This window comes from Amycolatopsis sp. NBC_01307, from assembly GCF_035975215.1.
Classification (GTDB): domain Bacteria; phylum Actinomycetota; class Actinomycetes; order Mycobacteriales; family Pseudonocardiaceae; genus Amycolatopsis.
Map to the genome: position 1 here is coordinate 6,736,461 of NZ_CP108403.1, position 22,681 is coordinate 6,759,141.

18 protein-coding genes are annotated in these 22,681 nt (G+C 70.7%); 7 read left to right on the plus strand and 11 right to left on the minus strand.

Annotation, left to right across the window (positions count from 1 at the left end):
• Genes OG439_RS28960 through pdhA form a run of 3 tightly spaced genes read right to left on the minus strand, consistent with a single transcriptional unit; the run spans position 1 to position 3,255 of the window.
• Positions 1-1,191 carry a dihydrolipoamide acetyltransferase family protein gene (locus tag OG439_RS28960; protein ID WP_326943962.1) on the minus strand — a complete coding sequence of 397 codons (1,191 nt, stop codon included), beginning with the start codon at positions 1,189-1,191 and terminating at the stop codon, positions 1-3.
• Positions 1,184-2,179, minus strand: coding sequence for an alpha-ketoacid dehydrogenase subunit beta (locus OG439_RS28965; RefSeq protein WP_326943963.1), 996 nt, complete (start codon positions 2,177-2,179; stop codon positions 1,184-1,186). The genes OG439_RS28960 and OG439_RS28965 overlap by 8 nt, the downstream gene beginning before the upstream one ends.
• Positions 2,179-3,255, minus strand: coding sequence for a pyruvate dehydrogenase (acetyl-transferring) E1 component subunit alpha (gene pdhA, locus OG439_RS28970; protein WP_326943964.1), 1,077 nt, complete (start codon positions 3,253-3,255; stop codon positions 2,179-2,181). The genes OG439_RS28965 and pdhA overlap by 1 nt, the downstream gene beginning before the upstream one ends.
• 77 nt (positions 3,256-3,332) lie before the next feature.
• Here pdhA and OG439_RS28975 point away from each other — a divergent pair, with 77 nt between their 5' ends.
• Positions 3,333-3,866, plus strand: coding sequence for an Lrp/AsnC family transcriptional regulator (locus tag OG439_RS28975; RefSeq protein WP_326943965.1), 534 nt, complete (start codon positions 3,333-3,335; stop codon positions 3,864-3,866).
• Positions 3,867-3,993: 127 nt separating this feature from the next.
• Here OG439_RS28975 and OG439_RS28980 read toward each other — a convergent pair whose 3' ends face one another.
• Positions 3,994-4,404 (minus strand): GNAT family N-acetyltransferase, encoded by a 411-nt coding sequence (locus OG439_RS28980; protein ID WP_326943966.1) that lies wholly within the window; start codon positions 4,402-4,404, stop codon positions 3,994-3,996.
• Between the two features lie 279 nt (positions 4,405-4,683).
• On the opposite strand from OG439_RS28980, the gene OG439_RS28985 reads away from it, so the two are divergent.
• A complete protein-coding gene (locus tag OG439_RS28985) occupies positions 4,684-7,278 on the plus strand; it encodes a glycoside hydrolase family 3 protein (RefSeq protein WP_326951639.1) in 2,595 nt (864 codons plus the stop codon).
• Positions 7,279-7,342: 64 nt separating this feature from the next.
• A complete protein-coding gene (locus OG439_RS28990; RefSeq protein ID WP_326943967.1) occupies positions 7,343-8,947 on the plus strand; it encodes a DUF885 domain-containing protein in 1,605 nt (534 codons plus the stop codon).
• On the opposite strand, the gene OG439_RS28995 is transcribed toward OG439_RS28990, so the two are convergent.
• The 3 genes from OG439_RS28995 to OG439_RS29005 form a co-directional block, all read right to left on the minus strand.
• Positions 8,948-9,370 (minus strand): hypothetical protein, encoded by a 423-nt coding sequence (locus OG439_RS28995; protein WP_326943968.1) that lies wholly within the window; start codon positions 9,368-9,370, stop codon positions 8,948-8,950. It abuts the gene before it with no gap.
• 26 nt (positions 9,371-9,396) lie between these two features.
• Entirely contained in the window at positions 9,397-9,879 is a 483-nt protein-coding gene (locus OG439_RS29000; protein ID WP_326943969.1) for a hypothetical protein, read from the minus strand.
• Positions 9,880-9,981: 102 nt separating this feature from the next.
• Complete coding sequence (locus tag OG439_RS29005; protein WP_326943970.1) at positions 9,982-11,094, minus strand: PucR family transcriptional regulator; 1,113 nt, start codon at positions 11,092-11,094, stop codon at positions 9,982-9,984.
• 116 nt (positions 11,095-11,210) lie between these two features.
• Between OG439_RS29005 and OG439_RS29010 the strand changes: the two genes are divergently transcribed.
• Positions 11,211-12,071 (plus strand): esterase/lipase family protein, encoded by an 861-nt coding sequence (locus OG439_RS29010; protein ID WP_326943971.1) that lies wholly within the window; start codon positions 11,211-11,213, stop codon positions 12,069-12,071.
• On the plus strand, positions 12,068-13,816 hold the full coding sequence (locus OG439_RS29015; RefSeq protein WP_326943972.1) for an AMP-binding protein: 1,749 nt from the start codon (positions 12,068-12,070) through the stop codon (positions 13,814-13,816). The genes OG439_RS29010 and OG439_RS29015 overlap by 4 nt, the downstream gene beginning before the upstream one ends.
• A 43-nt stretch (positions 13,817-13,859) precedes the next feature.
• Here the strand turns inward: OG439_RS29015 and OG439_RS29020 are convergent, their stop codons facing one another.
• A complete protein-coding gene (locus OG439_RS29020) occupies positions 13,860-17,012 on the minus strand; it encodes a GH92 family glycosyl hydrolase (protein WP_326943973.1) in 3,153 nt (1,050 codons plus the stop codon).
• 168 nt (positions 17,013-17,180) lie between these two features.
• Between OG439_RS29020 and OG439_RS29025 the strand changes: the two genes are divergently transcribed.
• Positions 17,181-17,876: a response regulator transcription factor gene (locus OG439_RS29025; protein ID WP_326943974.1), complete on the plus strand. Its 696-nt coding sequence runs from the start codon at positions 17,181-17,183 to the stop codon at positions 17,874-17,876.
• Positions 17,866-19,632, plus strand: coding sequence for a sensor histidine kinase (locus OG439_RS29030; RefSeq protein ID WP_326943975.1), 1,767 nt, complete (start codon positions 17,866-17,868; stop codon positions 19,630-19,632). The genes OG439_RS29025 and OG439_RS29030 overlap by 11 nt, the downstream gene beginning before the upstream one ends.
• Here the strand turns inward: OG439_RS29030 and OG439_RS29035 are convergent.
• From OG439_RS29035 to OG439_RS29045, 3 genes are read right to left on the minus strand one after another with little or no spacing between them, the layout of a single operon-like run.
• Positions 19,622-20,449, minus strand: coding sequence for a carbohydrate ABC transporter permease (locus OG439_RS29035; RefSeq protein WP_326943976.1), 828 nt, complete (start codon positions 20,447-20,449; stop codon positions 19,622-19,624). The genes OG439_RS29030 and OG439_RS29035 overlap by 11 nt on opposite strands.
• Positions 20,439-21,323 carry a carbohydrate ABC transporter permease gene (locus OG439_RS29040; protein WP_247056754.1) on the minus strand — a complete coding sequence of 295 codons (885 nt, stop codon included), beginning with the start codon at positions 21,321-21,323 and terminating at the stop codon, positions 20,439-20,441. The genes OG439_RS29035 and OG439_RS29040 overlap by 11 nt, the downstream gene beginning before the upstream one ends.
• Positions 21,320-22,612 (minus strand): ABC transporter substrate-binding protein, encoded by a 1,293-nt coding sequence (locus OG439_RS29045; RefSeq protein ID WP_326943977.1) that lies wholly within the window; start codon positions 22,610-22,612, stop codon positions 21,320-21,322. The genes OG439_RS29040 and OG439_RS29045 overlap by 4 nt, the downstream gene beginning before the upstream one ends.
• Positions 22,613-22,681: the final 69 nt, after the last annotated feature.

Genomic DNA, 22,681 nt, shown 5'->3' on the forward strand with positions numbered 1-22,681 from the left:
TCACAGGTCGCCCAGGGCCGTGACCGGCGACTCGACGCAGTCCGCGACGAACCTTAGGAACCCGCCCGCCGTGCCGCCGTCGCAGACGCGGTGGTCGAACGCCAGCGTCAGCTCACAGACCTTCCGCACGGCCAGCTCGCCGCCGACCACCCACGGCCGGTCGATGATCCGGCCGATGCCGAGGATCGCGGCCTCGGGGTGGTTGATGATCGCCGCCGAGCCGTCGACGCCGAAGACGCCGTAGTTGTTCACCGTGAACGTGCCACCGGTCAGGTCGGCCGGCGCGAGCTTGCCGTCGCGCGCGGTGCGGGCGCGGTCGCCGATCGCCGCCGACAGGTCCCGCGTCGACAGCTCACCGGCGTCGCGCACGACCGGCACCATGAGCCCGCGCCCGGTCTGCGCGGCGAACCCGAGGTGGATGCCGCGCAGCAGCACGATCTCGTCGCCCTCGACGCGCGAGTTCAGCTCCGGGTACTTCTTCAGGCCCGCCACGGCGAACCGCGCGATCAGGCCGAGCAGGCTGACGGGACGGTCCGTCTTGGCGTTCAGGGCCACCCGCGCGGCGACCAGCTCGGTCGCGTCGACGTCCACCCAGACCGTGGCCTCGGGGATCTCGCGCCGCGACGCCGTGAGCTTGTCGGCGACGACCTTGCGGACGCCGGTGAGCGGGATCCGGCGCTCGCCGTCTTGCTGCGCGGGCTTGTTCAGCAGCGCTTCGACGTCGGCGCGGCGGATGATGCCGTCCGGGCCGGTGGCGGTGACCTTCGCGAGGTCGATCCCGTTGTCCGCGGCCATCTTCCGGACGAACGGCGAGATCACGCCGGGCGCCTTGGCCTTCACGACGGGCGCCTCGACCCGCCGGACGCGCTTGCGGCGCGTGGTCGGCGCGGTGCCGTAGCCGATGAGGACGTTGCCGCTGCCCGATGACGTGGTCGACACTGTGACGCCCGGCTCGGCGAACCCGCCGACGCTCAGCAGCGGCGCGCCGACCGGCAGCAGCTGGCCGGGTTCGCCGTGTAACGCCGACACGACACCGGCGAACGGCACGGGCACCTCGACCGCGGCCTTCGCCGTCTCGACCTCGACGACGATCTGGTCGATCTTGACCGTGTCCCCGATCTTGACGTGCCAGTTCAGGATCGCCGCCTCGGTCAGGCCCTCGCCGAGGTCCGGCAGCAGGAAGTCAGGCACCGGCCACCACCGGCGTGTCGGCCCACTGCAGCCGGGCGATCGTGTCGAGGATCCGGTCGACGTCCGGCAGCTGGTGACGCTCCAGCTTCGGCGCCGGGAACGGGATGTCGAGGCCGGTCACGCGCAGCACCGGCGCGTGCAGCTGGTGGAAGCACTGCTCCGTGACGCGAGCGACGACCTCGGCGCCGTAACCGCCGAAGCCCGCGGCTTCGTGCACCACGACGGCGCGACCGGTGCGGCGCACCGAAGCCGTCACGGTCTCGTCGTCGAACGGGCTCAGCGACCGCAGGTCGACGACCTCGACGTCCCAGCCCTCGTCCTTCGCGGCTTCGGCGGTCTCCAGCGCGGTGGCGACCATCGGGCCGTACGCGATGAGCGTGACGTCCTTGCCGCTCCGGCGGACCACGGCCTGGTCCACGGCCGGGCCGCTGCGCGTGAAGCTCACCTCTTCGCTCGACCAGTAGCGGCACTTCGGCTCGAGGAAGACGACCGGGTCCGGCGAGTCGATGGCGTCGCGGAGCAGGTCGTAGGCGTCCTGCGCGGTGCCCGGCGTGACGACGCGCAGGCCCGGCGTGTGCGTGTAGTAGGCCTCGCTGGAGTCGCAGTGGTGCTCGACGCCGCCGATCCCGCCGGCGTAGGGGATGCGGATGACCATCGGCAGCGAAAGCGCGCCGCGGGTGCGGTTGCGCAGCTTCGCGACGTGCGAGGTGATCTGCTCGAACGCGGGGTAGGCGAAGGCGTCGAACTGCATCTCGACGACCGGGCGGAAGCCGCCCATGGCCATCCCGACCGCGAACCCGACGATGCCGGCCTCGGCGAGCGGGGTGTCGAAGCAGCGGTCCTCGCCGAAGTCGGCGGTGATGCCGTCGGTGACCCGGAAGACGCCGCCGAGCGCGCCGACGTCCTCGCCGAACACGACCACGTTGTCGTCGTCCTTGAGCGCGTCCCGCAGGGCGGCGTTGAGCGCCTGCGCCATCGTGGTCGTCATCAGGCCTCCAGCTCGGCTTCGAGAGCGGCCCGCTGCGCCTTGAGGTGGCGGGTCGGCTCGGCGTAGACGTGGTCGAACAGCGACAGCGGGTCCAGCTCGGGCTCGGCGTTGAGCGTGTCGCGAACGGTCTGGGCGAAGTCCTCGGCGTCGTTGCGGAACTGCTCGATCTCGTTGTCCTGCAGGGCGTTCCGCGCCTTGAGGTAGGTCTCGAGCCTGGTGACCGGGTCGGCTTCGCGCCACTTCGCGACTTCGGCGGCGTCGCGGTAGCGGGTGGCGTCGTCGGCGTTGGTGTGGGCGTCGATGCGGTAGGTGTGGGCCTCGACGAGGACCGGGCCGCGGCCTTCGCGGGCGTGCCGGACGGCGTCGTCGAGGACGCTCAGCACCGCGACGGCGTCGTTGCCGTCGACCTGCTCCGAGCGCATGCCGTAGCCGATCCCCTTGTACGCCAGCGCGGGCGCGGCGCTCTGCTTCTCGAACGGCACGGAGATCGCGTAGCGGTTGTTCTGCACGAAGAACACCACGGGCGCCTTGAAGACGGCGGCGAAGTTGAGCGCCTCGTGGAAGTCGCCTTCACTGGTGGCGCCGTCGCCGATGAGCGCGAGCGCGACGCCGTCCTCACCGCGTCGCCGCATCGCGTGCGCGAGGCCGGTGGCGTGCAGGGTCTGCGTCGCGAGCGGAGTGCACTGGGGCGCGACGCGCGTCTCGGCGGGGTTGTAGCCGCAGTGCGCGTCGCCGCGAAGCAGCGTCAGGACTTCGCCGGGCTTCAGGCCGCGCGCGATGAGGGCGACGGAGTCGCGGTAGGTCGGGAAGAGCCAGTCCTGCTTGCTCAGGGTGAGCGCGGCGGCGACCTGGCAGGCCTCCTGGCCGGCGCTGGAGGGGTAGACGGCGAGGCGGCCCTGCTTGGTGAGCGCGGTCGCCTGGACGTCGAACCGGCGGCCCAGGACCATCAGCCGGTAGGCCTCCTTGAGCCGCGCTTCGGCCGGCTCTCCGTAGGGGCCGTGCTGGTCGACACGCGTCCCGTCCTCGGCGACGAACCGCACCGGCGACGCGGACGGCAGCAGGGTTTCCGTCGCCATGACGCACACCACCTCTCGCAGACATATGATGCTCAGATGGTGGTTCTCGGCGGTGTTGTGTACAAGGGTTGCGCGAAATGAGCGACAAACAGTCTTTTCTGGGGGCTTACGGTGACCAAACGTCTTTTCCGGATCCGGCGCAGGGCGCTCACCCGGGACGGACGGTCGCACCGCTGGACGACATCGACCGCGCGATGCTGGCGGAGCTGTCGGCCGACGGCCGCTTGGCGGTCCGGGCGCTGGCGGAGCGCCTGCACATCTCGCGCACGAACGCGTACGCGCGGCTGGAGCGCCTCATGGCGGAGGGCGTCATCACGGGCTTCGGCGCCCGCATCGACCCGCGCCGCGCGGGCCTGGGCACGTCGGCGTACATCATGGTGACGGTGGAGCAGACGTCCTGGCGCACGATGGCCACGGACCTGCACGAGATCCCGTACGTCGACCACGTCACCCTGGTAGGCGGCGACTTCGACATCCTGCTGCTGGTCCGGACCCCGGACAACACGACGTTGCGCGACGTGGTCCTGGAGCGCCTCCAGGCCCTGGACGGCGTCCGCTCGACAAGGACGTGGCTGATCTTCGAGGAACTCCCCGGCTCAGTCCTGGCCTGACCCCCGTGTCGTCCCTCCAATCACGCGTGTCGTCTCCCCAATCACGCGAGTCACGCGCCCAATCACGCGAGATCCGCCTCCAGACACGCGAGATCCGGGCCCAGTCACACGAGAACACGCGAGTTGGCTACGTGAAGTCCCACTCCAGGACCACCTGGCGGCCCGTCCCGGCTCCGCCGGCGCGGCGGTACGTCGCCTGGGCCGCGGCGTTGTCCTCCTCCGTCACCACCCACATGTCGTAACACCCCCGCGAACGGGCCAGTGCGGCCAGCTCCGTCACCAAGGCCGAGCCGAGACCGCGACCCTGGAACGACGGGGAGACGCCCAGCTCGTACAGGAACATCTCCGTCCCCTTGTCCGGGTGCGTCATCTCGACGCCGGTCACCATGCCCGCCGGGACGTCGTCGACGTACGCGATCAGCAGGTGGTGCCCCTCCGACGCGAGGAATCGCTCAAGGGCCGCCGAAACCGGCGGGTCGTCGAAGAGGTCGGCGGCGGCCAGCGCCGGCTCGGCCGTCGTGATGCGGCGGATGTCCATCCGGCCATCCTGGCAAACAGCTCAGCCTCCGCGGGCAGAACGGCTGCCCCCGCGCACCCTTGACCCGGCCCGACCTGCGCGGTAATGGGGTGCCGCCCACCGGACGACTCTTATTTTATGGCGAGAATTAACGAAGAGCGTACCGGCCGGAAACTATTGACGCAGTCCCCTTTGCCCGGTGAGGATCGGCCGGTCCGCCGCCCTCGCAGAATGGACCAGACCATGGCCGGAAGATCACGCGCGTGGTCGCGTGCGCGTCGAAGTTCGCTCGTCACGCTGATGAGCCTGAGCCTGCTCGGCGGGGTCGCGCAGGCGGCACCGCTGCAGGCCCAGGCCGCACCGGCACAGCCCGTCATCGGCAAGCCCGCCCTCGACAAGGACGGCTGCGCCAAGATCGAGAAGACCCTGCCGACCCTCGCGGACTGGCCCAAGGTCGACAGCCAGCTCAAGGGGAAGGCCGGCGACGAGGCCCGCATCGCCCAGATCCTCTCGGGGATGACTCTCGAGGAGAAGGTCGGGCAGATGACGCAGCCCGAGATCACCTCGATCACCCCCGACGAGGTCCGCCAGTACGCCATCGGCACCGTCCTCAACGGCGGCGGCGCGTGGCCCGGCGCCAACAAGCACGCCACCCAGCAGGACTGGCTGAACCTCGCCGACTCCTACTGGAACGCCTCCAAGACCAGCCGCACGAAGATCCCCGTCATCTGGGGCATCGACGCCGTGCACGGCAACAACAACGTCTACGGCGCCACCGTCTTCCCGCACAACATCGGCCTCGGCGCGGCGCACGACCCGTGCCTGGTCCGCGACGTCGCCGGCGCCACCGCCCGCCAGGTCCGCTCGACCGGCCAGGACTGGGCGTTCTCGCCGACGCTGGCCGTCGTCCAGGACGACCGCTGGGGCCGCACCTACGAGGGCTTCTCCGAGGACCCGCGGATCACGCGCTCCTACGGCTACGAGGACATCAACGGCCTCCAGGACGGCGCCACCAGCCGCATCGGCTACAACGGCGTGATCGCCACCGCCAAGCACTTCATCGGTGACGGCGGCACGGCCAAGGGCCAGGACCAGGGCGTCAACCCGTCGTCCGAGGCCGACATGATCAACCTCCACGGCCAGGGCTACTACGGCGCGCTCGCCGCCGGCTCCCAGACCGTGATGGTCTCGTTCAACAGCTGGACCAACCCGGACCTCGGCATCAACGAGGGCAAGCTGACCGGCAGCAGCAAGGCGATGAACGAGATCCTGAAGGGCAAGATCGGCTTCGACGGCCTGGTCGTGTCCGACTGGAACGCCATCGGCCAGGTCCCCGGCTGCACGAACTCCTCCTGCCCGCAGGCCATCAACGCCGGCATCGACGTCGTGATGGTGCCCGCGGACTGGAAGGCGTTCATCACCAACACCGTCGCCCAGGTGCAGAGCGGCCAGATCCCGATGTCGCGCATCGATGACGCCGTGACCCGCATCCTGCGCGTCAAGATCCGTGACGGCATCTTCGAGTCGCAGAAGCCGTCCGACCGCTCCTACGCCAACTCGGACGAGGCGCTGAAGGACAACTGGCTGGCCCGCGACGCGGCCCGCGAGTCGCAGACGCTGCTGAAGAACAACGGCAACGTGCTGCCCCTCAAGCCGAAGTCCAAGGTCCTGGTGGTCGGCAAGAGCGCCGACAACATCTCGAACCAGACCGGCGGCTGGACGCTGAGCTGGCAGGGCACGGGCAACACCAACGCCGACTTCCCGAACGCCACCTCGATCCTCACCGGCATCAAGCAGGACCTCGGCGACGCCAACGTCACCTTCGACGCCACCGGCACGGTGGACCCGAAGGGCTACGACGCCGTCATCGCCGTGATCGGTGAGACGCCGTACGCCGAGGGCGTCGGCGACCTGACCCGCAAGACCCTCGAGGCCTCGAAGCTCTACCCCGAGGACGCGGCCGTGCTGGACAAGGTCAGCGGCAAGGGCACCCCGGTCGTCACCGTCTACGTCGGCGGCCGTCCGCTCTACATGAACCACGAGATCAACCGCTCGGACGCGTTCGTCGCGGCCTGGCTGCCCGGCACCGAGGGCGGCGGCGTCGCCGACATGCTCGTCAAGGGCAAGGACGGCACCGGCTACCAGGGCACGCTGTCCTACTCGTGGCCGAAGAGCGCGTGCCAGTCGCCGCTCAACCCGTGGTCCCCGGACTACGACCCGCTGTTCAAGCTGGGTTACGGCCTCAAGACCGGCCAGCGCGTCACCATCGGCCAGCTGGACGAGACCCCCGGCCCGGCGACCTGCGGGTCCACCGGCGGCGGCGGGACGGCGACCGAGGACCTGTCGATCTTCGACCGGACCGACGTCGCCCCGTACAAGAGCTTCATCGGCTCGGCGGAGAACTGGGGCGGCACCGAGATCGGCCCGGACGGCACCGCCGCGCACAGCGAGATCAACACCGTCCCGACGGACGTCAACGTGCAGGGTGACGGCCTGAAGACGACCTGGACCGGCACCGGTGCCGCCCAGCTCTACCTCCAGAACCCGGCGGGCACGGACGACCTCCGCAGCTACCTGAACGCGGACGGGGCGCTGGAGTTCGACACCGTCGTGCAGCAGGCACCGGTCAACCGGACGGTGATCAGCATGCACTGCGTCTACCCGTGCTTCTCCGAGGTGAACGCGACCAAGCTGTTCACCGACCTGGCGGGCGGCGCCAAGACGACGGTCAAGATCCCGTTGTCCTGCTTCAACAACGGGCTCGACTTCGAGCACATCAACACCCCGTTCCTGGTCTACACCGACGCCGCGTTCCAGGCGTCGTTCGCGAACGTGCGGTGGGTCCCCAACGGGGCCAAGGATCCCGATGCGAGACCTTGTTCGAGCTTGACCTGAGCACCGGCCGGGCCGGGAGCGGAATCCGCTCCCGGCCCGGTCCGTTTTCCGCCACGATGAAGTGATGACCACCGACGCGATCGCGCTCGCCGACGAACTCCTCGACGTCCTGGGCACCTGGCAGCCGCTCGAAGCGACCTTCGTCGGCATCGAAGGCCACGACGCCGAGCTGACCGATCCCGGCGAAGCCGCCCACGACGCGTTGAAAGCGCGGGCCGCGGACATCCTCGCCCGGGCGCAGGCCTCGACCGACGAAGACCACGTCACGCTCGGCGTCGTCGTCCAGCAGGCCGAGGCCATTCTCACCCAGCTCGACGCGCGGGTCGTGGAGTTCACCCTGGCCGCTCCGATGTTCGCCGTCGGGATCAGCCACCTCGCCTTCCTGCCCCAGCTCGCGCCGTCCGGCGAGCAGGACGCGACCGGCTTCCGGGCCCGGCTGGCCGCCCTGCCCGCGCTCTACGAAGCTCTCGCCCAGCGGCACCGCGACGGCCTGGAGGCCGGACGGACGCCGGTCGAGCGGATGGTCGGCAGCGCCGTCGCGTTCCTCGACCGCTTCCTCGCGCAGGAGACGCCGTTCCCCGGCCACGAGCAGCTGGTCGCCGACGTCGTACGACCCGCGCTGACGCGCTACCGCGAGGTGCTCACGACCGAGATCGCCGGGCACGGCCGGCCAGACGAGCGGCCCGGGCTCTGCTGGCTCGAAGACGGCGAAGCGACGTACGCGGCCCTGGCCCGGATGCACACGACCACCGACCACATGCCCGCGGAGCTGCACCAGCTCGGCCTGGACGTCCTGGCGGGGCTCGATGCCGAGTACGCCGAGCTCGGCGAGCGCGTCTTCGGGCTGACCGAGCCGGCCGAGGTGCGCCGCCGGCTGCGGACCGACGAGAGCCTCCGCTGGCGCGACGCCGAGGAGATGCTCGACACCGCCCGCGCCGCCGTCGCCCGCGCGACCGCCGCGGCGCCGGGCTGGTTCCCGCGGATGCCGGCCGCCGAGTGCGTCGTGCGCGCCGTCCCGGACGCGGACGCGCCCGTCGCCGCCCCCGCGTACTACCTGCCGGGCGCGCCCGACGGCTCGCGGCCCGGCGCCTACTTCACCAACACCCACGAGGTGCGCACACGAGACCGGTTCATCGCCGAGACCGTCGCGTTCCACGAAGCCGTGCCGGGGCACCACTTCGAGGTCTCGCTGGCGCAGGAGCTGACCGGGCTCCCGCAGCTGCGCCGGATCGCGCCGGTGACCGCCTACAGCGAGGGCTGGGGGCTCTACACCGAGCGGCTGGCCGACGAGATGGGCTTGTTCTCCGGCGACGTCATGCGCCTCGGCATGGTGGCCGAGGACTCCGTCCGCGCCGCGCGGCTGGTGGTCGACACCGGCCTGCACGCGCTGCGCTGGACACGCGAGCAGTGCGTTGACTTCCTCCGCACGCACACGGTGCTCAGCGAGGTCGAGGTGCAGTCCGAGACCGACCGGTACATCGAGTGCCCCGGGCAGGCGCTGGCCTACATGACCGGCCGGCTGGAGATCGTCCGCCTGCGCCGGTTCGCCGAGGAGACGCTCGGGGACGCCTTCGACATCAAGGAGTTCCACGGGGTCGTGCTCGGCAGCGGGCCGGTGCCGCTGAAGGTGCTGGACGACGTCGTCCGCGCCTGGGTCGCTTCCACCTGATCAGTGCTGCGCGCCGTAGGACTTCTGGCACGGGTAGCCGTCGCCGGTGGCCGACCAGCTCGCCGGGTAGCCGTTCTGCGCCCACGCCGCGTAGGCCTGGGCGTAGGTGTAGCCGCGGGAGTACAGCCACTGGCACGGCGTCTGGCTGCCCGAGTTGGTGATGGAGATCCACGGCTGGGCGTTGTACCAGCTCGGCTGGGCGTACCACTGGCTCGTCACCGCGACGCCCGGGCTCTTCGGCTGGACGTAGACGGTCTGCGGCGCCGGCACGACGACCGTCTGGGGCACGGGCGCGGTGACGGTCGGGGTGCTGGGGGCCGTGACGGTCGCCGTCACGGCCGGGGCCTGGGCCGGGCTGCCGGCGAGCGTGCGCCCGGGAAGCCCGCACGCGGCCAGGGCGAGCACCGCGGAAAGCGCCGTCACGGCGCGGAGAATACGCATGGTCCTGCTCATTTCGTCCGGGTCATGTGGCTGCCGGTGAGAACGCCGCCGGAAACGGTGTAGGAACCGGAAAATACGCGGGTGCTGCCGTCGGCCTGAATCGCGGAAAGCACGACGTACACGGTGTTCCCGCGGACGTCGGTGACGGTCAGCGTGTCCCACGACGTCGTCGAGAAACCGTTGACGTACTTGGTGTACCCGCCGCTCCCGGCGATGCGGCTGCCACCGAGCGACCACGCCGTGGTGAAATCACGGCGGTTCAGCGCGTCGTAGTAGGAGATCACCGCCTGGGCCGCCGACGGGTCCACCGGCGCGACGTAGACCGGCGGCTGCTGGACGTAGACCGTTTGCGGTGCGGGCACAGCAATGACGCTGGTCGTCGCCGCCTGCGGGGTCACCGCGACCGGGACCGGCACGCCCGCCACGGGCACGCCGCAGGCCGCGGCACCGACCAGGAGCAGGGCGCCGACGAGAATTCCGGTGGGTTTCATGGGAAATCAGCTTCTTCCGTGTTCGCCACCCCAGGAATCGGCCGCCCGCGGAATTCTGCAACAGTTTCCGGAGAACGCGACCCAAGCGTTATCCCGTTGGATTCAGACGTTCTGCCGCGTGATGTCGTAGGCCGTCATCGCGGCGGCCAGGTGCCGCGCGTCGGCGGCCCGCGTCGCGTCGAACCCGGTGATCAGCTGGATCCGGCCGAGGCGGTAGGTGAGGGTGTTGCGGTGGATGCTCAACGCGCTCGCCGCCTCGCCTCGGTTGTACCCCGAGACGACGAACGCGCGCAGGGCGTCGATCAGGTGCGGGTGGTCTTCGAGCGGGTCCAGCACCCGCGCGAGCGCGTCGCGAGCCGGGCCCGGGCGGGCGAGCTGGTACTCGATGGCGAGGTCGGCCAGCCGGTAGAGCCGCGCGGGCCGGCGCAGATTTTCCGCCAGGGCCAGTACTTCCACGGCTTCGGCGTGCGCGGCCGGGATATCGGCGTGGGTCGCCGCCCGCGCCGCGGCGGCGGTGCAGGGCCGGCCGCAGATCCGGTCGACCCGCGCGGCGACGGCGTCCACCGCGACGCCGTCCGGCACGAGCAGCACGCCACCGTCACCCTTGAAGGTCACCAGGACCGCACTGTCCACATCGGACCGGACCGCGCGGAAGAGGTCCGTCGCCGCCCGGGAACCGGCCGAAGCGGGCAGCGCGGGCAGGTGGAACACGACGACGTCGTAGCCCGGCGGCAGCTCGCGGTGGCGCACCGGACGGCCGGCGAGCAGGCTCGACGCGAGGTTCTGCCGGTCCTCGCGCTGTTCCCAGTCGAGGTCTTCGCGCTCGCGCAGGTACGCCTCGGCGACGCGCGGCATCACCTCGCCGAGGAAGTCGAGCATCCGCGCGCCGAGCAGCGCCCGGTCGCCGGTCAGCCGTTCCCACGCGACGCTCGCGGCGAGCGGGTAGATCTTGAGGACGGCTTCGAGCGGCAGGCCGTCGCGGGCCCGCTCGGCGCCCCAGGCGATCGGCAGGGCCAGCTCGTCGTCGGTCGGGCGCCGGCCTTCGGCGACGGTGGTCAGGAACAGCTCGAACACCGCGGTCGCGTTGGCGACCAGGTCACCCGCCAGCACGCTCGCGGGCAGCAGGCGGTATTCGGGGATCTCGGCCGCGCAGCGAGTGATCATCGCGCTGGCGATCTCACCCGATCGAGGGAACAGCTCGGCCACGGAATCCATGCCACATTGTCACCATGCACAAACGGCCACGGCAACTTTCTGCGCGTTCTGCCAGCAGACAGCCTTGATCTTGTGCCGCATTCTGTGCAGAGCAACCAGACTGAAGGGACTTCGCAATGGCGCGGGGAACAAAACGATGGCTGGCCGGGCTCGGGATCGCGAGCCTGCTCGCACTGGGCTTGGCGGCACCGGCCCAGGCCGCGAGCGGCGGCAACAACGACTTCGGCTGCCGTCCGAGCGCCGCGCACCCGAACCCGGTCGTGCTGCTCCACGGCACCTTCGCCACCTACTACGAGGACCTCAACTTCCTGCAGGCCGACCTGGCCGCTCGCGGCTACTGCACGTTCTCGCTGACCTACGGCGCCTACCCGCAGTTCCCGTTCGTGGGCGGCCTCAAGCCGGTCGCGGAGTCGTCGGCAGAGATCAAGAACTACGTCGAGAAGGTCCGCGCGGCCACCGGCGCGGCCAAGGTCGACGTCGTCGGGCACTCCGAAGGCGGCCTCCAGTCGATCTACCTGGCCAAGATGCAGGGCATCCAGAGCGAGATCGGCAAGGTCGTCGCGATCGCGCCGCCGACCCACGGCGCCAACGCGTCCGGGCTGCTGACGCTGGCCTACACGCTGCTCGGCAAGAGCACGTGGGACAACGTCGTCAAGACGATCGGCCTGCCGATCTTCGCCGACGAGCTGGACGGCGGCGCCGCGATCGTCGCGCTCAACACCGGGCCGGTCGCCCAGCCCGGCATCGACTACACGATCATCACCTCGCGCTACGACGAGCTGGTCACCCCGACCGAGACGTCGTTCATCCGCGAGCCCGGCGTGCACAACCGCTACGTCCAGGACTCCTGCCCGTTCGACCCGGTCGGCCACATCGGCGAGGCCTACGACCTCAACGTCTGGCACCTGGTCCGCAACGCGCTCGACCCGGCGCACGCCGCGCCGATCCGGATCTGCGCCGTGGGCTCGCCCGGATGACCTGGCCCCGCTACGACGGCCCCGAGGACCTCGCGGCGATCGAGGCCGTCCCGCTGGCGGACCGCGGCCTGCCGGAGAGCACGTACGAGCTGCTCCGGCGGGCCGGGAGCCGGTTCGCCGATCGTCCGGCGCTGACGCTCCTGCCGTCGGGTGAGGCGTGGGAGCACGCGGAGACCTGGACGTACGGCGACCTGCTCGCCCGCGTCCACCGGATCGCGAACGTGCTCACCGACCTGGGCGTCACCCGGCGGGACGCGGTCGCGCTGCTCGCGCCCAACAGCGGCGACGTCTTCGCGGCGACGCTGGCGGCCCAGGCCGTCGGCATCGCCGCGCCGGTCAACCCCGGCCTCGCGCCGCACCAGGTTCGGGAGCTGCTCGAGACGTCCGGCGCGCGTCTGGTCATCGCGGCCGACCCGGACCTGGACGTCGGCCGCCCGGTCCTCTCGCTCACGGAGCTGGCGGCACGCGCCGACGCCGCCGATCCGGTCCGGCTGCACGCCGAGCCGCCTCGGGGCACGGACTTCGCGGGCTACTTCCACACCGGCGGCTCCACCGGCACGCCGAAGATCGCCGTGCACACCCAGGCTGGCGAGGTCGCCATGGCCTGGACGCTCGCCGCGTCCACCGGCGACGACGACCTCGTGCTGCTCGCCGCGCTCCCCCTGTTCCACGTCAACGCGCTGCTCGTGACCGGGCTGGCGCCGCTGTTCAAGGGCCAGCACGTCGTCTGGGCGGGCCCGCTCGGTTACCGCGACCCGGCGCTCTACCCGGTGTTCTGGCGGATCGTCGAGCGCTACCGGATCGGCGCGATGTCCGCCGTGCCGACGGTCTACGCCGTGCTCGCGCACCTGCCGGTCGACGCGGACATCTCCAGTCTCACGTTCCCGATCGTCGGCGCGGCGCCCTTGCCCGCGGCGGTACGACGGCAGTGGCGCGAGCGCACCGGCACCGAACTGGTCGAGGGCTACGGCCTGACCGAGGGCACCTGCGCGTCCGCCCGCGGTTTCTTGGAATGTCACAGCCCCGGAGTGTCGCGGCCCGGCACGGTCGGGCAGCGGATGCCGTACCAGGAGGTCAAGGCCGTCCGGATCGACGGCGACGGCTGGACCGACCTGCTCCCCGGCGAGACGGGCGTGCTCGTGATCCGCGGCCCGAACGTCTTCCCCGGCTACCTGCGCGACGGCGAGCCGGACCCGGCGGGCAAAGTCATCGACGGCTGGCTCGACACGGGCGACCTGGGCAGCGTCGACGCCGAGGGGTTCATCCGGCTGGCCGGCCGCGCGAAGGACCTGATCATCCGCGGCGGCCACAACATCGACCCCGCGACGATCGAGGAGGCCCTGCTGACGCACCCGGCGGTGTCGGCCGCGGCCGCCATCGGACGCCCCGACCGCCACTCGGGCGAGGTCCCGGTGGTCTACGTAACCCTGCACGCCCCGACACCCTCCGCCGAGTTGCTGGAGTGGGCGGCCACGCGGGTCCCCGAGCGCGCGGCCGTCCCGAAGGCCGTCCACGTCGTCCCGGAGATCCCGCTGACGGCAGTGGGCAAGCAGTACAAACCGGCCCTGCGCCAGGACACCCTGCGCCGGGTGGCCGAGGCCGAGGTCGCCGCCCTGGACCTCGACGCCAAGGTGACAGTCGAGCTGGACCGCGACGAACCCGTGGTGGTCATCGCCGCGCCGCCCTCGGCGCCGCTCGCCACGGCCCTGGACGCCTACGCCTTCCGCTGGCGCTGGGGGTCGTGAGTGGTAATGAGGGTTAGAACCCTCATTACCACTCACGACGTCCTTAGCCGAGACCGATGGCGAAGACGTGCAGGTTCGCGTCGGTCGGCAGCGTGACCGACGCGATCTGCTTGCCCGCCGGGGCGTCGAACGGCGCCGTCGCGTAGACCGACGCGCCGCCGCCCGGGCCGCCCGGCTGGTTGCGGTGGTCGGCGCGCGCGACGAGCGTGTTGCCGAACACCGGATCGGTGCCGCCGCCCGGGAACACCCAGTCACCGAAGGACAGGTCGGCCTGCCCGGTGGTGCCGTCGGTGAAGGTGACCGTGGCCTTGGCCTGGTGGTCGCCGTTCGACGCCGTGCCGATGAACGACAGCCGTGTCCCCGACAGCCGGACCGTCTGCCCGGCCGGGACGACGTTGTCCGGACGTCCGGCCGGTGCGGCCGGCCACACGAACGACGTGCCCACGGCCTGCGACGTCTTGCCGCCGACCAGGCCCGCCGTGGCCAGCGCCTCCCGGGACAGGCTGTTCCCGGCGCCGTCGATGTCCGCCGAGCCGACGTCGCCGTCGTCCGAGATGCCGACGTTCGAATACGCGGCCGTGAGCCCGCCCTTCGGCGCGACCAGCACGATCACCGAGCCGGGCACCGACGTCGAGCCGCCCCGGACGGTCACCGGGACCTGGTAGTAGCCCTCGGGTGTCCCGGCGGCCACCGAAACCGTCAGCTTCGCGGTGCCACTGCCGGTCCGGTCGTCGAGCCGGAGCTGCCGCGGCCCCGTGACCTTCAGGCCGGCGGGCGCCTTCGTCGTGACGTCCAGCGTGCGGTCGTGCCCGCCGAGCCGTTGCGCACTGACCGTGGCCTCGCCCGTGCTGCCCGGTTCGACGACGACCTGGTTGGTCGCCGACGCCAGGAACGGCTTCTCGTTGTCCTGGTAGGACGGTGGCGCCGAGTTCGCGGCCCACCGCTTGTCCGGAGTGGACTGCAGGGAGAAGTCCAGCCGGGCGCCGTCGCGGACCGTGTTCGCGGGCAGGTACGTGCGGTCCCAGTCACGGCCGTTCAACGACAGGTCGTGGACGTACGGGGTGCCCGAAGTCGCCTTCGGGGCGCGGATGTCGATCGTCCGTCCATTCGGGAGGGACAGCACCGCGCGCTCGAACAGCGGGCTGTGCACGACCAGGTCCGGCGTGCCCGGCGTGGCCGGGTAGATGCCGAGCGCGGCCCAGACGTACCACGACGACTGCGCGCCGAGGTCGTCGTTGCCCGGTTCGCCGTCCGGCGTCGCGCTGAACAGCGTCGTGGCGATCTCGCGGACCACCTGCTGCGTCTTCCACGGCTGCCCGACGTGGTTGTACAGCCACGGGACGCCGAAGTCGGGTTCGTTGCCGGCCCACATGTTCGGCTCGTTCGGGCCGACGTTGAGCTTCTGGAAGAAGGTGTCCAGCCGCTGTGAAACCGCGGCCGGCCCGCCCATCGCCGTCACCAGGCCGGCCGGGTCCTGCGGCACCAGCCAGGTGTACTGCGCGGCGTTGCCCTCGTCGAAGCCGTCCTGGCCGAACTTGCCGGGCGGCGGTGGGACGTAGGCCGGGCCGTCCGGGAAGCGGCCGTCCTGCCCGCGCGGCTGCAGGTAGCCGGTGAGCGGGTTGAAGATGTTCTGCCAGTTCTGGCCGCGCTGGGTGAACTCGCGCGCGACGTCCCGGTCGCCGATGCCCTGGGCGAACTGCGCGATGGCGAAGTCGTCGATCGCCCACTCCAGGGTGATCGACGCGCCGACGCGGGCGTGGTCGCCGCGCGAGGCGTCGTTGTTCGGCATGTACCCGCGGGCGACGTAGTCCGCGATGCCCTTGCGTTCCTGGTACGCGCCAGGTGTGTTGTCGACCGAAGTCGCCCCCTTGACCAGGTACTTCAACGCCGTCTTGACGTCGAAGTCCCGCGCGCCGAACGCGTACAGGTTGGAGATCAGCGCGACCGAGCTGTCGCCGGTCATCTGGCCGGTGTAGTCGTTCGCCATCGGCCAGCGCGGCCACCAGCCGCCCTGCACGGCGTCGTTGGTCAGCGACTGCGCCATGTCGCTGGCTTCCTTCGGGAACAGCATCGCCTGCAGCGGCGCGAGCGAGCGGTAGGTGTCCCAGTCGGAGAAGTTCGCGTACTGGTGCCGCCCCTGGGGCAACGTCCGGATCTGATCGTCGAAGCCGATGTAGCGCCCGTCGGCGTCGTCGAACGTGTTCGGGTGCATCAGCGAGTGGTACAGGAAGGTGTAGAACGTCTTGAGCTGAGCCGCATCGCGACCCGCCACCCGGATCTTGCCCAGCGCCTGCGTCCACTTGTCCCTCGTGGCCTTGCGGACGGCGGCGAAGTCGAAGCCCGGGACTTCCGCGGCCGCGTTGGCCTTCGCGCCGTCGACGCCCACGTAGGACATCGACACCTTGGCGTGCACGACGTTCTGGGCACCGAAGGTCAGGTACGCACCCGCCTTCGGCGAGTCGACGCTGTCGGTGCCCGGCTTGACGCTCGAGCCGTCCCAGGTGCCGTGCGCGGTGAACGGCTGGTCGAAGGTGATGTCGTAGTAGACCGTGTACTTGTTCGGCTTGCCGCAGAAGTTGCCGGTGGTGGCCGAGCCGCTGACCTCGCGGTCGCCGGTGATCTTCAGGTCGGCGTGCGAGTTCCCGGCGAGGCTGGCGCCGCCCTTGACGAGCACCTGCGCGTTCGCGCCGGCCGGGAAGGTGAACGCGGCGAGCCCGGTGCGCGTGGTCGCGGTCAGCTCGGCCCGGACCTTCGAGTCGGCGAGCGTCACGGCGTAGTAGCCCGGCTCGGCCTTCTCGTCGTCGTGGGTGAAGTGCTCGGTGCGGTCCCAGGGCGCGCTGCCGACGTCGCCGGTGATCGGCAGGATCGGCACGTCGCCGAACGCGTTGCAGCCGACCGAGGCGTGGTCGAGGCTGAAACCTCGGATCTGATCACTGTGGTACTGGTAGCCGGCGTACGCGCCTTGGGTGTCCGGCGAGAACTGCATCATCCCGAACGGCGTCGCCGGGCCGGGGAAGTTGTTGATCTCCCCCACCGAACTGCCGCCGCTGCCCGTCCCGATCAGCGGGTCGACGTACGCCGACGGGTCGCTGACCAGCGGAATTACTGGTGACATCGTTGTCGGCGCCGCCGAAGCGACAGCCGGTACGCCGATCACCGCCGTCGCGACGATCGCGGCCAAGAATCTGTATCGCACCGGTGCCCTCCCGCGGCTGCTCAGACAAAACTGCCCTGGACATCCGACCTTTGCGTGCCGCCGGGGGCGCGGTCAACACTTTGACAAAGACTTGACCCGTTCCCCCGAGGTATGAAGATCCGGTCAGGATGGGGTCCTCACCGTGTCAGGACGCCTACTGTCTACGCCGTGTGCGCACGTGTACTGGTCGCCGAGGACGACGAGAAGCAGGCCGAAGTCCTCCGGCTCTACCTCGAGAGCGAAGGCCACACCGTCGTGCTGGCCCCGGACGGCCGGGCCGCTCTCGACGAGGCCCGCCGCGACCGTCCCGACCTGCTCGTCCTCGACGTGATGATGCCCAAGGTCGACGGCCTGGACGTCTGCCGGATCCTGCGCGGCGAGTCCGACGTCGCCGTGCTGATGCTCACCGCCCGGGCCACCGAGGACGACCTGCTGCTCGGCCTGGACCTCGGCGCCGACGACTACCTGACCAAGCCGTACAGCCCGCGCGAGCTGATGGCGCGCGTCCGCACGCTGCTGCGGCGGACCGCCGCCCGGCGCGAACCGCCCGACACGACGTTGCGCGCGGGCGGGCTGCGGCTCGACCCGGTGCGGCACGAGGTGTCGGTCGCCGGCCGGCCGGTGGACACGACGCCGGGTGAGTTCCTGCTGCTGGAGACGCTGATCAAGCAGCCGGGCCGGGTGTTCACCCGGCGGCAGCTGCTGGAGCTGACCCGCGGCGACGACCGGTTCGTCAGCACCCGGATCATCGACGTCCACGTGCTCAACCTGCGCAAGAAGCTCGAGCCGGACCCGGCGAAGCCGCAGTACCTGCTGACGGTGTTCGGCGTCGGTTACAAGCTGGCCGCCGAGAATGGCGACTGAAGGTCGCCGGCGCCGCTTCCCGCGGCGCCGCAGCCTGGTCCTGCGGCTCTCGGCCGTCTCGCTGCTCATCGCGCTCGGCTCGATCGCCGCGACGGCGTGGCTCGCCGTGCAGACCACCACCCGCGCGATCCAGCAGGAGCAGGGCCAGGCCCTCTCCGACGACGCGACGATCTACACCGAGCTGCTCGGCTTCGCCGCGGCGAACCACACCTGGGACCAGGCCGCTCCGAAACTGCGGGCGCTGGCCGGGGAGACCGGCCGCCGGATCGTCGTGACCACGATCGACCGGCGGGTGCTCGCCGACTCCGGCGGCGCGCCGGTCACGCTGCCGGTGAAGGCGAGCGCGTCGGTGGACCCGCTGCACGTCGACCCGGTGCTGCTGCCGGGCGCCGGGACCAGCGGCATCGATCCGCGCGCGGTGGGGCCGTTCCGGCTGCCGCCCCGCGAACGGGACGACGTCGCCGCCATGGCCGAGAAGGTCGTCGCCTGCCTGGGCGACATGGGCCTGCGCAGCGACGTGCGGCAGTCGCCGAGCGGCCGGCCGCAGATCAGCTCACCCGACGCCGTCACCGTCCGCTACTTCGCGGCCAAGTGCGGGATCTACGAGCTCACGGCGCCCACGCCGACCGAGCAGGCCGCGCTCGGCAGTCTCGACGACGCCGTGAACGCCTGCCTCGCCCACCAAGGCGGGGAACAGGTGAAGCTCAGCCTCGACTTCGAGGCGCTCGGCGCCCCCGACCAGGGCCCCACCCAGACCTGCGTCGACACGGCCCGGCGGGCGCAGCTCGCCCCGTACGTCGCGCCGCCCGCGCTGCTGTTCACGCTCGGGCCCGGCGACTCGCCGCTGCCGACGTTCACGCTGTCGCGGGAGAACCTGACGCGGATCCTCGCGGTGACCGGCGGGGTGCTGGCGCTGGCCGTGGCGGTCACCGTGCTGGTCTCGACGCGGCTGTCCCGGCCGCTGCGGGCGCTGACCGAGGCGGCGGAGCAGGACCGGCCGGCGCCGGTGAAGTCCCGCGACGAGGTGGGCTACCTCGCGACCGCGTTCAACGACCTCACCGCACGCCGCGAACGCATCGAGGAGCAGCGCAAGGCGATGGTCAGCGACATCGCGCACGAGCTGCGCAACCCGCTGAACGTCATCCGCGGCCGGCTGGAGGCCGCCGAGGACGGGCACCTGCCGTTCGACCACGCGCTGTCCGCGTCGCTGCTCGAGGAAACCGTGCTGCTGCAGCACATCGTCGAGGACCTGCAGGACCTGGCCGCGGCCGACGCCGGGCACCTGCGGCTGTTCCCGGAGGCCGTGGACGCGGCCGAGCTGGCCGCCCAGGTCGCGGCCGCGCACGCCGACCGGGCCGCCGCGGCCGGCGTCACGCTGAGCGTCGAGGCCGCCGGCGAAGCCCGGCTGACGGCCGACCCGGTCCGCCTGCGCCAGGTCGCCGGCAACCTGGTGACCAACGCCATCCGGCACACCCCGCCCGGCGGCCGCGTCACGATCCACGTCTCGTCCACTGTGGACGAAGTGGTGCTCGCGGTCGCGGACACCGGCACCGGCATCGCCGCCGAGGACCGGCCGCACGTGTTCGACCGGTTCTGGCGGGCCGAGAAGTCCCGCAGCCGCCAGACCGGCGGCAGCGGGCTCGGCCTCGCCATCGTGCGTCACCTCGTGCAGGCCCACGACGGCACCATCGACGTCGAGTCCGAAGTGGACGCCGGGTCGACGTTCACCGTCCGGCTGCCGAAAGCTACCCCTTGAGGCCGCTCTGGGCGAGGCCTTCGACGAACTGGCGCTGCGCGATGACGAACACGAGCAGCACCGGCACGACCGTCGTGGTCGCGGCGGCGAGCTGGACGTTCCAGAGGTGCCCGCCGTAGACGTCGACGTACTGCGTCAGCGCCACCGGCAGTGTGTACATGCTCTTGTCGGTCAGGTAGACCAGCGGTTCCAGGAAGAAGTTCCACGTGTTGAGGAACGTGAAGATCGCGACGGCCGCCAGCGCGGGCTTCGCGATCGGCATGGCGACACGCCGGTAGAGCCCGAAGCGCGACAGGCCGTCGAGCCGGCCCGCCTCCTCCAGCTCGCCCGGGATCGTGATGAAGAACTGCCGCATCACGAACGTCGCGAGCACGCTGGGCGCGCCGAAGATCGGCACGATGATCAGCGGCCAGTGCGTGTTCGTCAGCCCGAGGTCGTCGACCAGCCGGAACAGCGGGATGATCGTGACCTCGCTCGGCACCATCAGCCCGACGAGGATCAGCCCGAAGAACTTCTCGCCGCGGAACCGGATGCGCGCGAACGCGTAGCCGGCCAGCGAGGAGAAGAACATCGTGCCCAGCGTGACGAGCACCGCGATGTACAGGCTGTTGAAATACTGCCGCGCCAACGGGAAGTCGGTGAACGCGGCCTTGTAGTTCTCCCACTGCGGCTGGTTCGGGAAGAGCTTCGGCGGGTACGCGAGCACTTCGTTGGCCGGCAGCAGCGACGCCGTGATCATCCACCAGGTGGGGAACACGAACGGCACCGCCAGCACGACCATCACCACGTAGCAGGTGATCTTCGCCCTACGACTCATGGAACACCCATCGCCTCCGCATCCGCCACTGCAGCAGCGTCAGCACCAGGATCACCAGGAACAGCACGACGGCGAGCGCGGCGCCGTAGCCGAGGTCGTGGTTGGCGAAGGCCTGCTGGTAGAAGTAGAAGACGAGCACGTTGGTGCTGTCCGCGGGCCCGCCGAGGGTCAGCACCTGGATCTGCGCGAACACCTGCAGCGCGCCGGCGACCGTGATGATCGCGGTGAGCAGCGTGGTCGGGCTGATCATCGGCAGGATCACCGAGCGGAACCGGCGCCAAGGCCCGGCACCGTCCAGTTGGGACGCCTCCATGATGGACGCCGGAATCCCCTGCAGCGCGGCCAGGAACAGGACCATGTTGAGCCCGACGTTCTTCAAAACCTGAACCACGATCACCGACACCATCGCGCTGCCGTTGCCGCGCAGCCAGTTGGGCCCGTCGATCCCGATCGTCTGCAGCAGCGAGTTGATCCCGCCGTTGTCCTGCAGCAGGAAGTTCCACACGATCGTCCACGCCACGAGCGTGATAACCACCGGCGAGAAGAAGATCGTCCGGAACACCGTGGTGCCGCGCAGCTTCAGGTTCAGCAGCAACGCGAGCGAGAGCGCCAGCGCGAGGTTCAGCACGACCAGGCCGACGCAGAAGATCGCCGTCGCGCGGGCGACCTTGGGCGCGGTCGGGTCGTCGAAGAGCTTCGCGTAGTTGTCCGCCCCGGCGAACGACGACGTCCCGGCCAGCAGGTTGACGTCCTGGAAGCTGTACCAGACGACCGCGGCCAGCGGCGCCACGACAAAGGCGAGGAAGCCGAGAGCCTGCGGGGCGATGAAGATCCACCCCGCGAGCTCTTCGCGCTTCTTCGACGTGAGAGTCACCGGCTCAGCACCGGGTCGATGGCTTGGCACACCCCGGCCAGCGCGGCGGGCACGTTCGCGTCCGGCTTCCACATCGGGTCCAACGCGGACTGGACGAGCGACGCGATCCGCGCGCTGCCCGTGTGCGACGGCAGCACCGCGCCGTTCTTGATCCCGTTCACCACGACGTTCTGCAGCTGTTCCTGGCTGAACAACGGGTTCGCCTTGGCGAGGGTGGCCGCGTTGATCAGGCTGTCGCGCGCCGGCGGGAAGTACTGCCCGAGCTTCGCCGAGTTGGCCGGGTCGGTGAAGAACGCCAGGAAGTCCGCCGCGGCCTTGGCGTGCTTGCCCTTCACCGGGACGCCGATCCCGGCCTGGCCGATGACCTGCGCGTTCGCCTTCGGCCCGGCGGGCAGCGGGACGATGCCCCAGTCGAACGGCTTGGCCTTCAGCAGCCCGGCCCGGCTGATCTGCGCGATGGTCAGGCCCGCTTCGCCGGCGAAGAAGTCCGCCGTCGTGCCCGGGCCAGGCAGCGCCTTGTCCGTGAAGATCGCCTGGTGCAGGAAGGTCATCGCGGACGTCATCTCCGGCGTCGCGAACCCGCAGGTCTTGCCGTCCGGGCCCCAGGCGTCGGCGCCGAAGCCGCGCCAGACCGAGGCGAGCAGCACCCACTGCTTGTACTCGAACTCGCGCACGACCAGGCCGGCCTTGCCGGTGTCGCGCGCGGCGACCTGGGTGGCGATCTGCTTGGCGGCGTCCCAGGTCCACTTGCCACTCGCGAGCAGCTGGTCCGGGGTCTCGGTGACGCCGGCCTGGGTGAGCAGGTTCTTGTTGTAGAACATGCCGAACGGCGACGTCGAGAACGGGTAGGCGAAGAGGCTGTCGTCCTTGGTCCACAGTTTCGTGGCGGACGGGACGAGCTCGCCGACGTTGTACCCCGCGGTCGCGGTCAGCGTCGGCTTCAGGTCGGTGAGCGCGCCGGACTGGACGAAGTCCGGGGCGTCACGCTCGAGGATCCACGCGAGGTCGGGCGGGTTGCCGCCGGACATCTGCGTCGTCAGCGCGGCCGAGTACGCGCTCGTGTCGCCCGGGACGACGTCGAACTTCACCGACGCGACCTCGGGGTGGGCCTTGCGGTACTCGGCGGCGATGGAGTCGAAGAGGGCGAGCTGGTTCTTGTCCGTCGTCCAGACCGTCATGCGCAGTGCGACGTTCGTGTCGTCGCCGGCGCCGCCCGAGCAGGCGGTCGAAGCCAGTGCGACAGCGGACAACGCCGCGGCGATGAGCAGCCGGGTTCTCGGGTAGGCCACAATGCCTCCTGGTTATTCGAATTAGCAGCGACGGTAAACGTCTCGTTCGTAGGCTGTCAACAGCCAGTG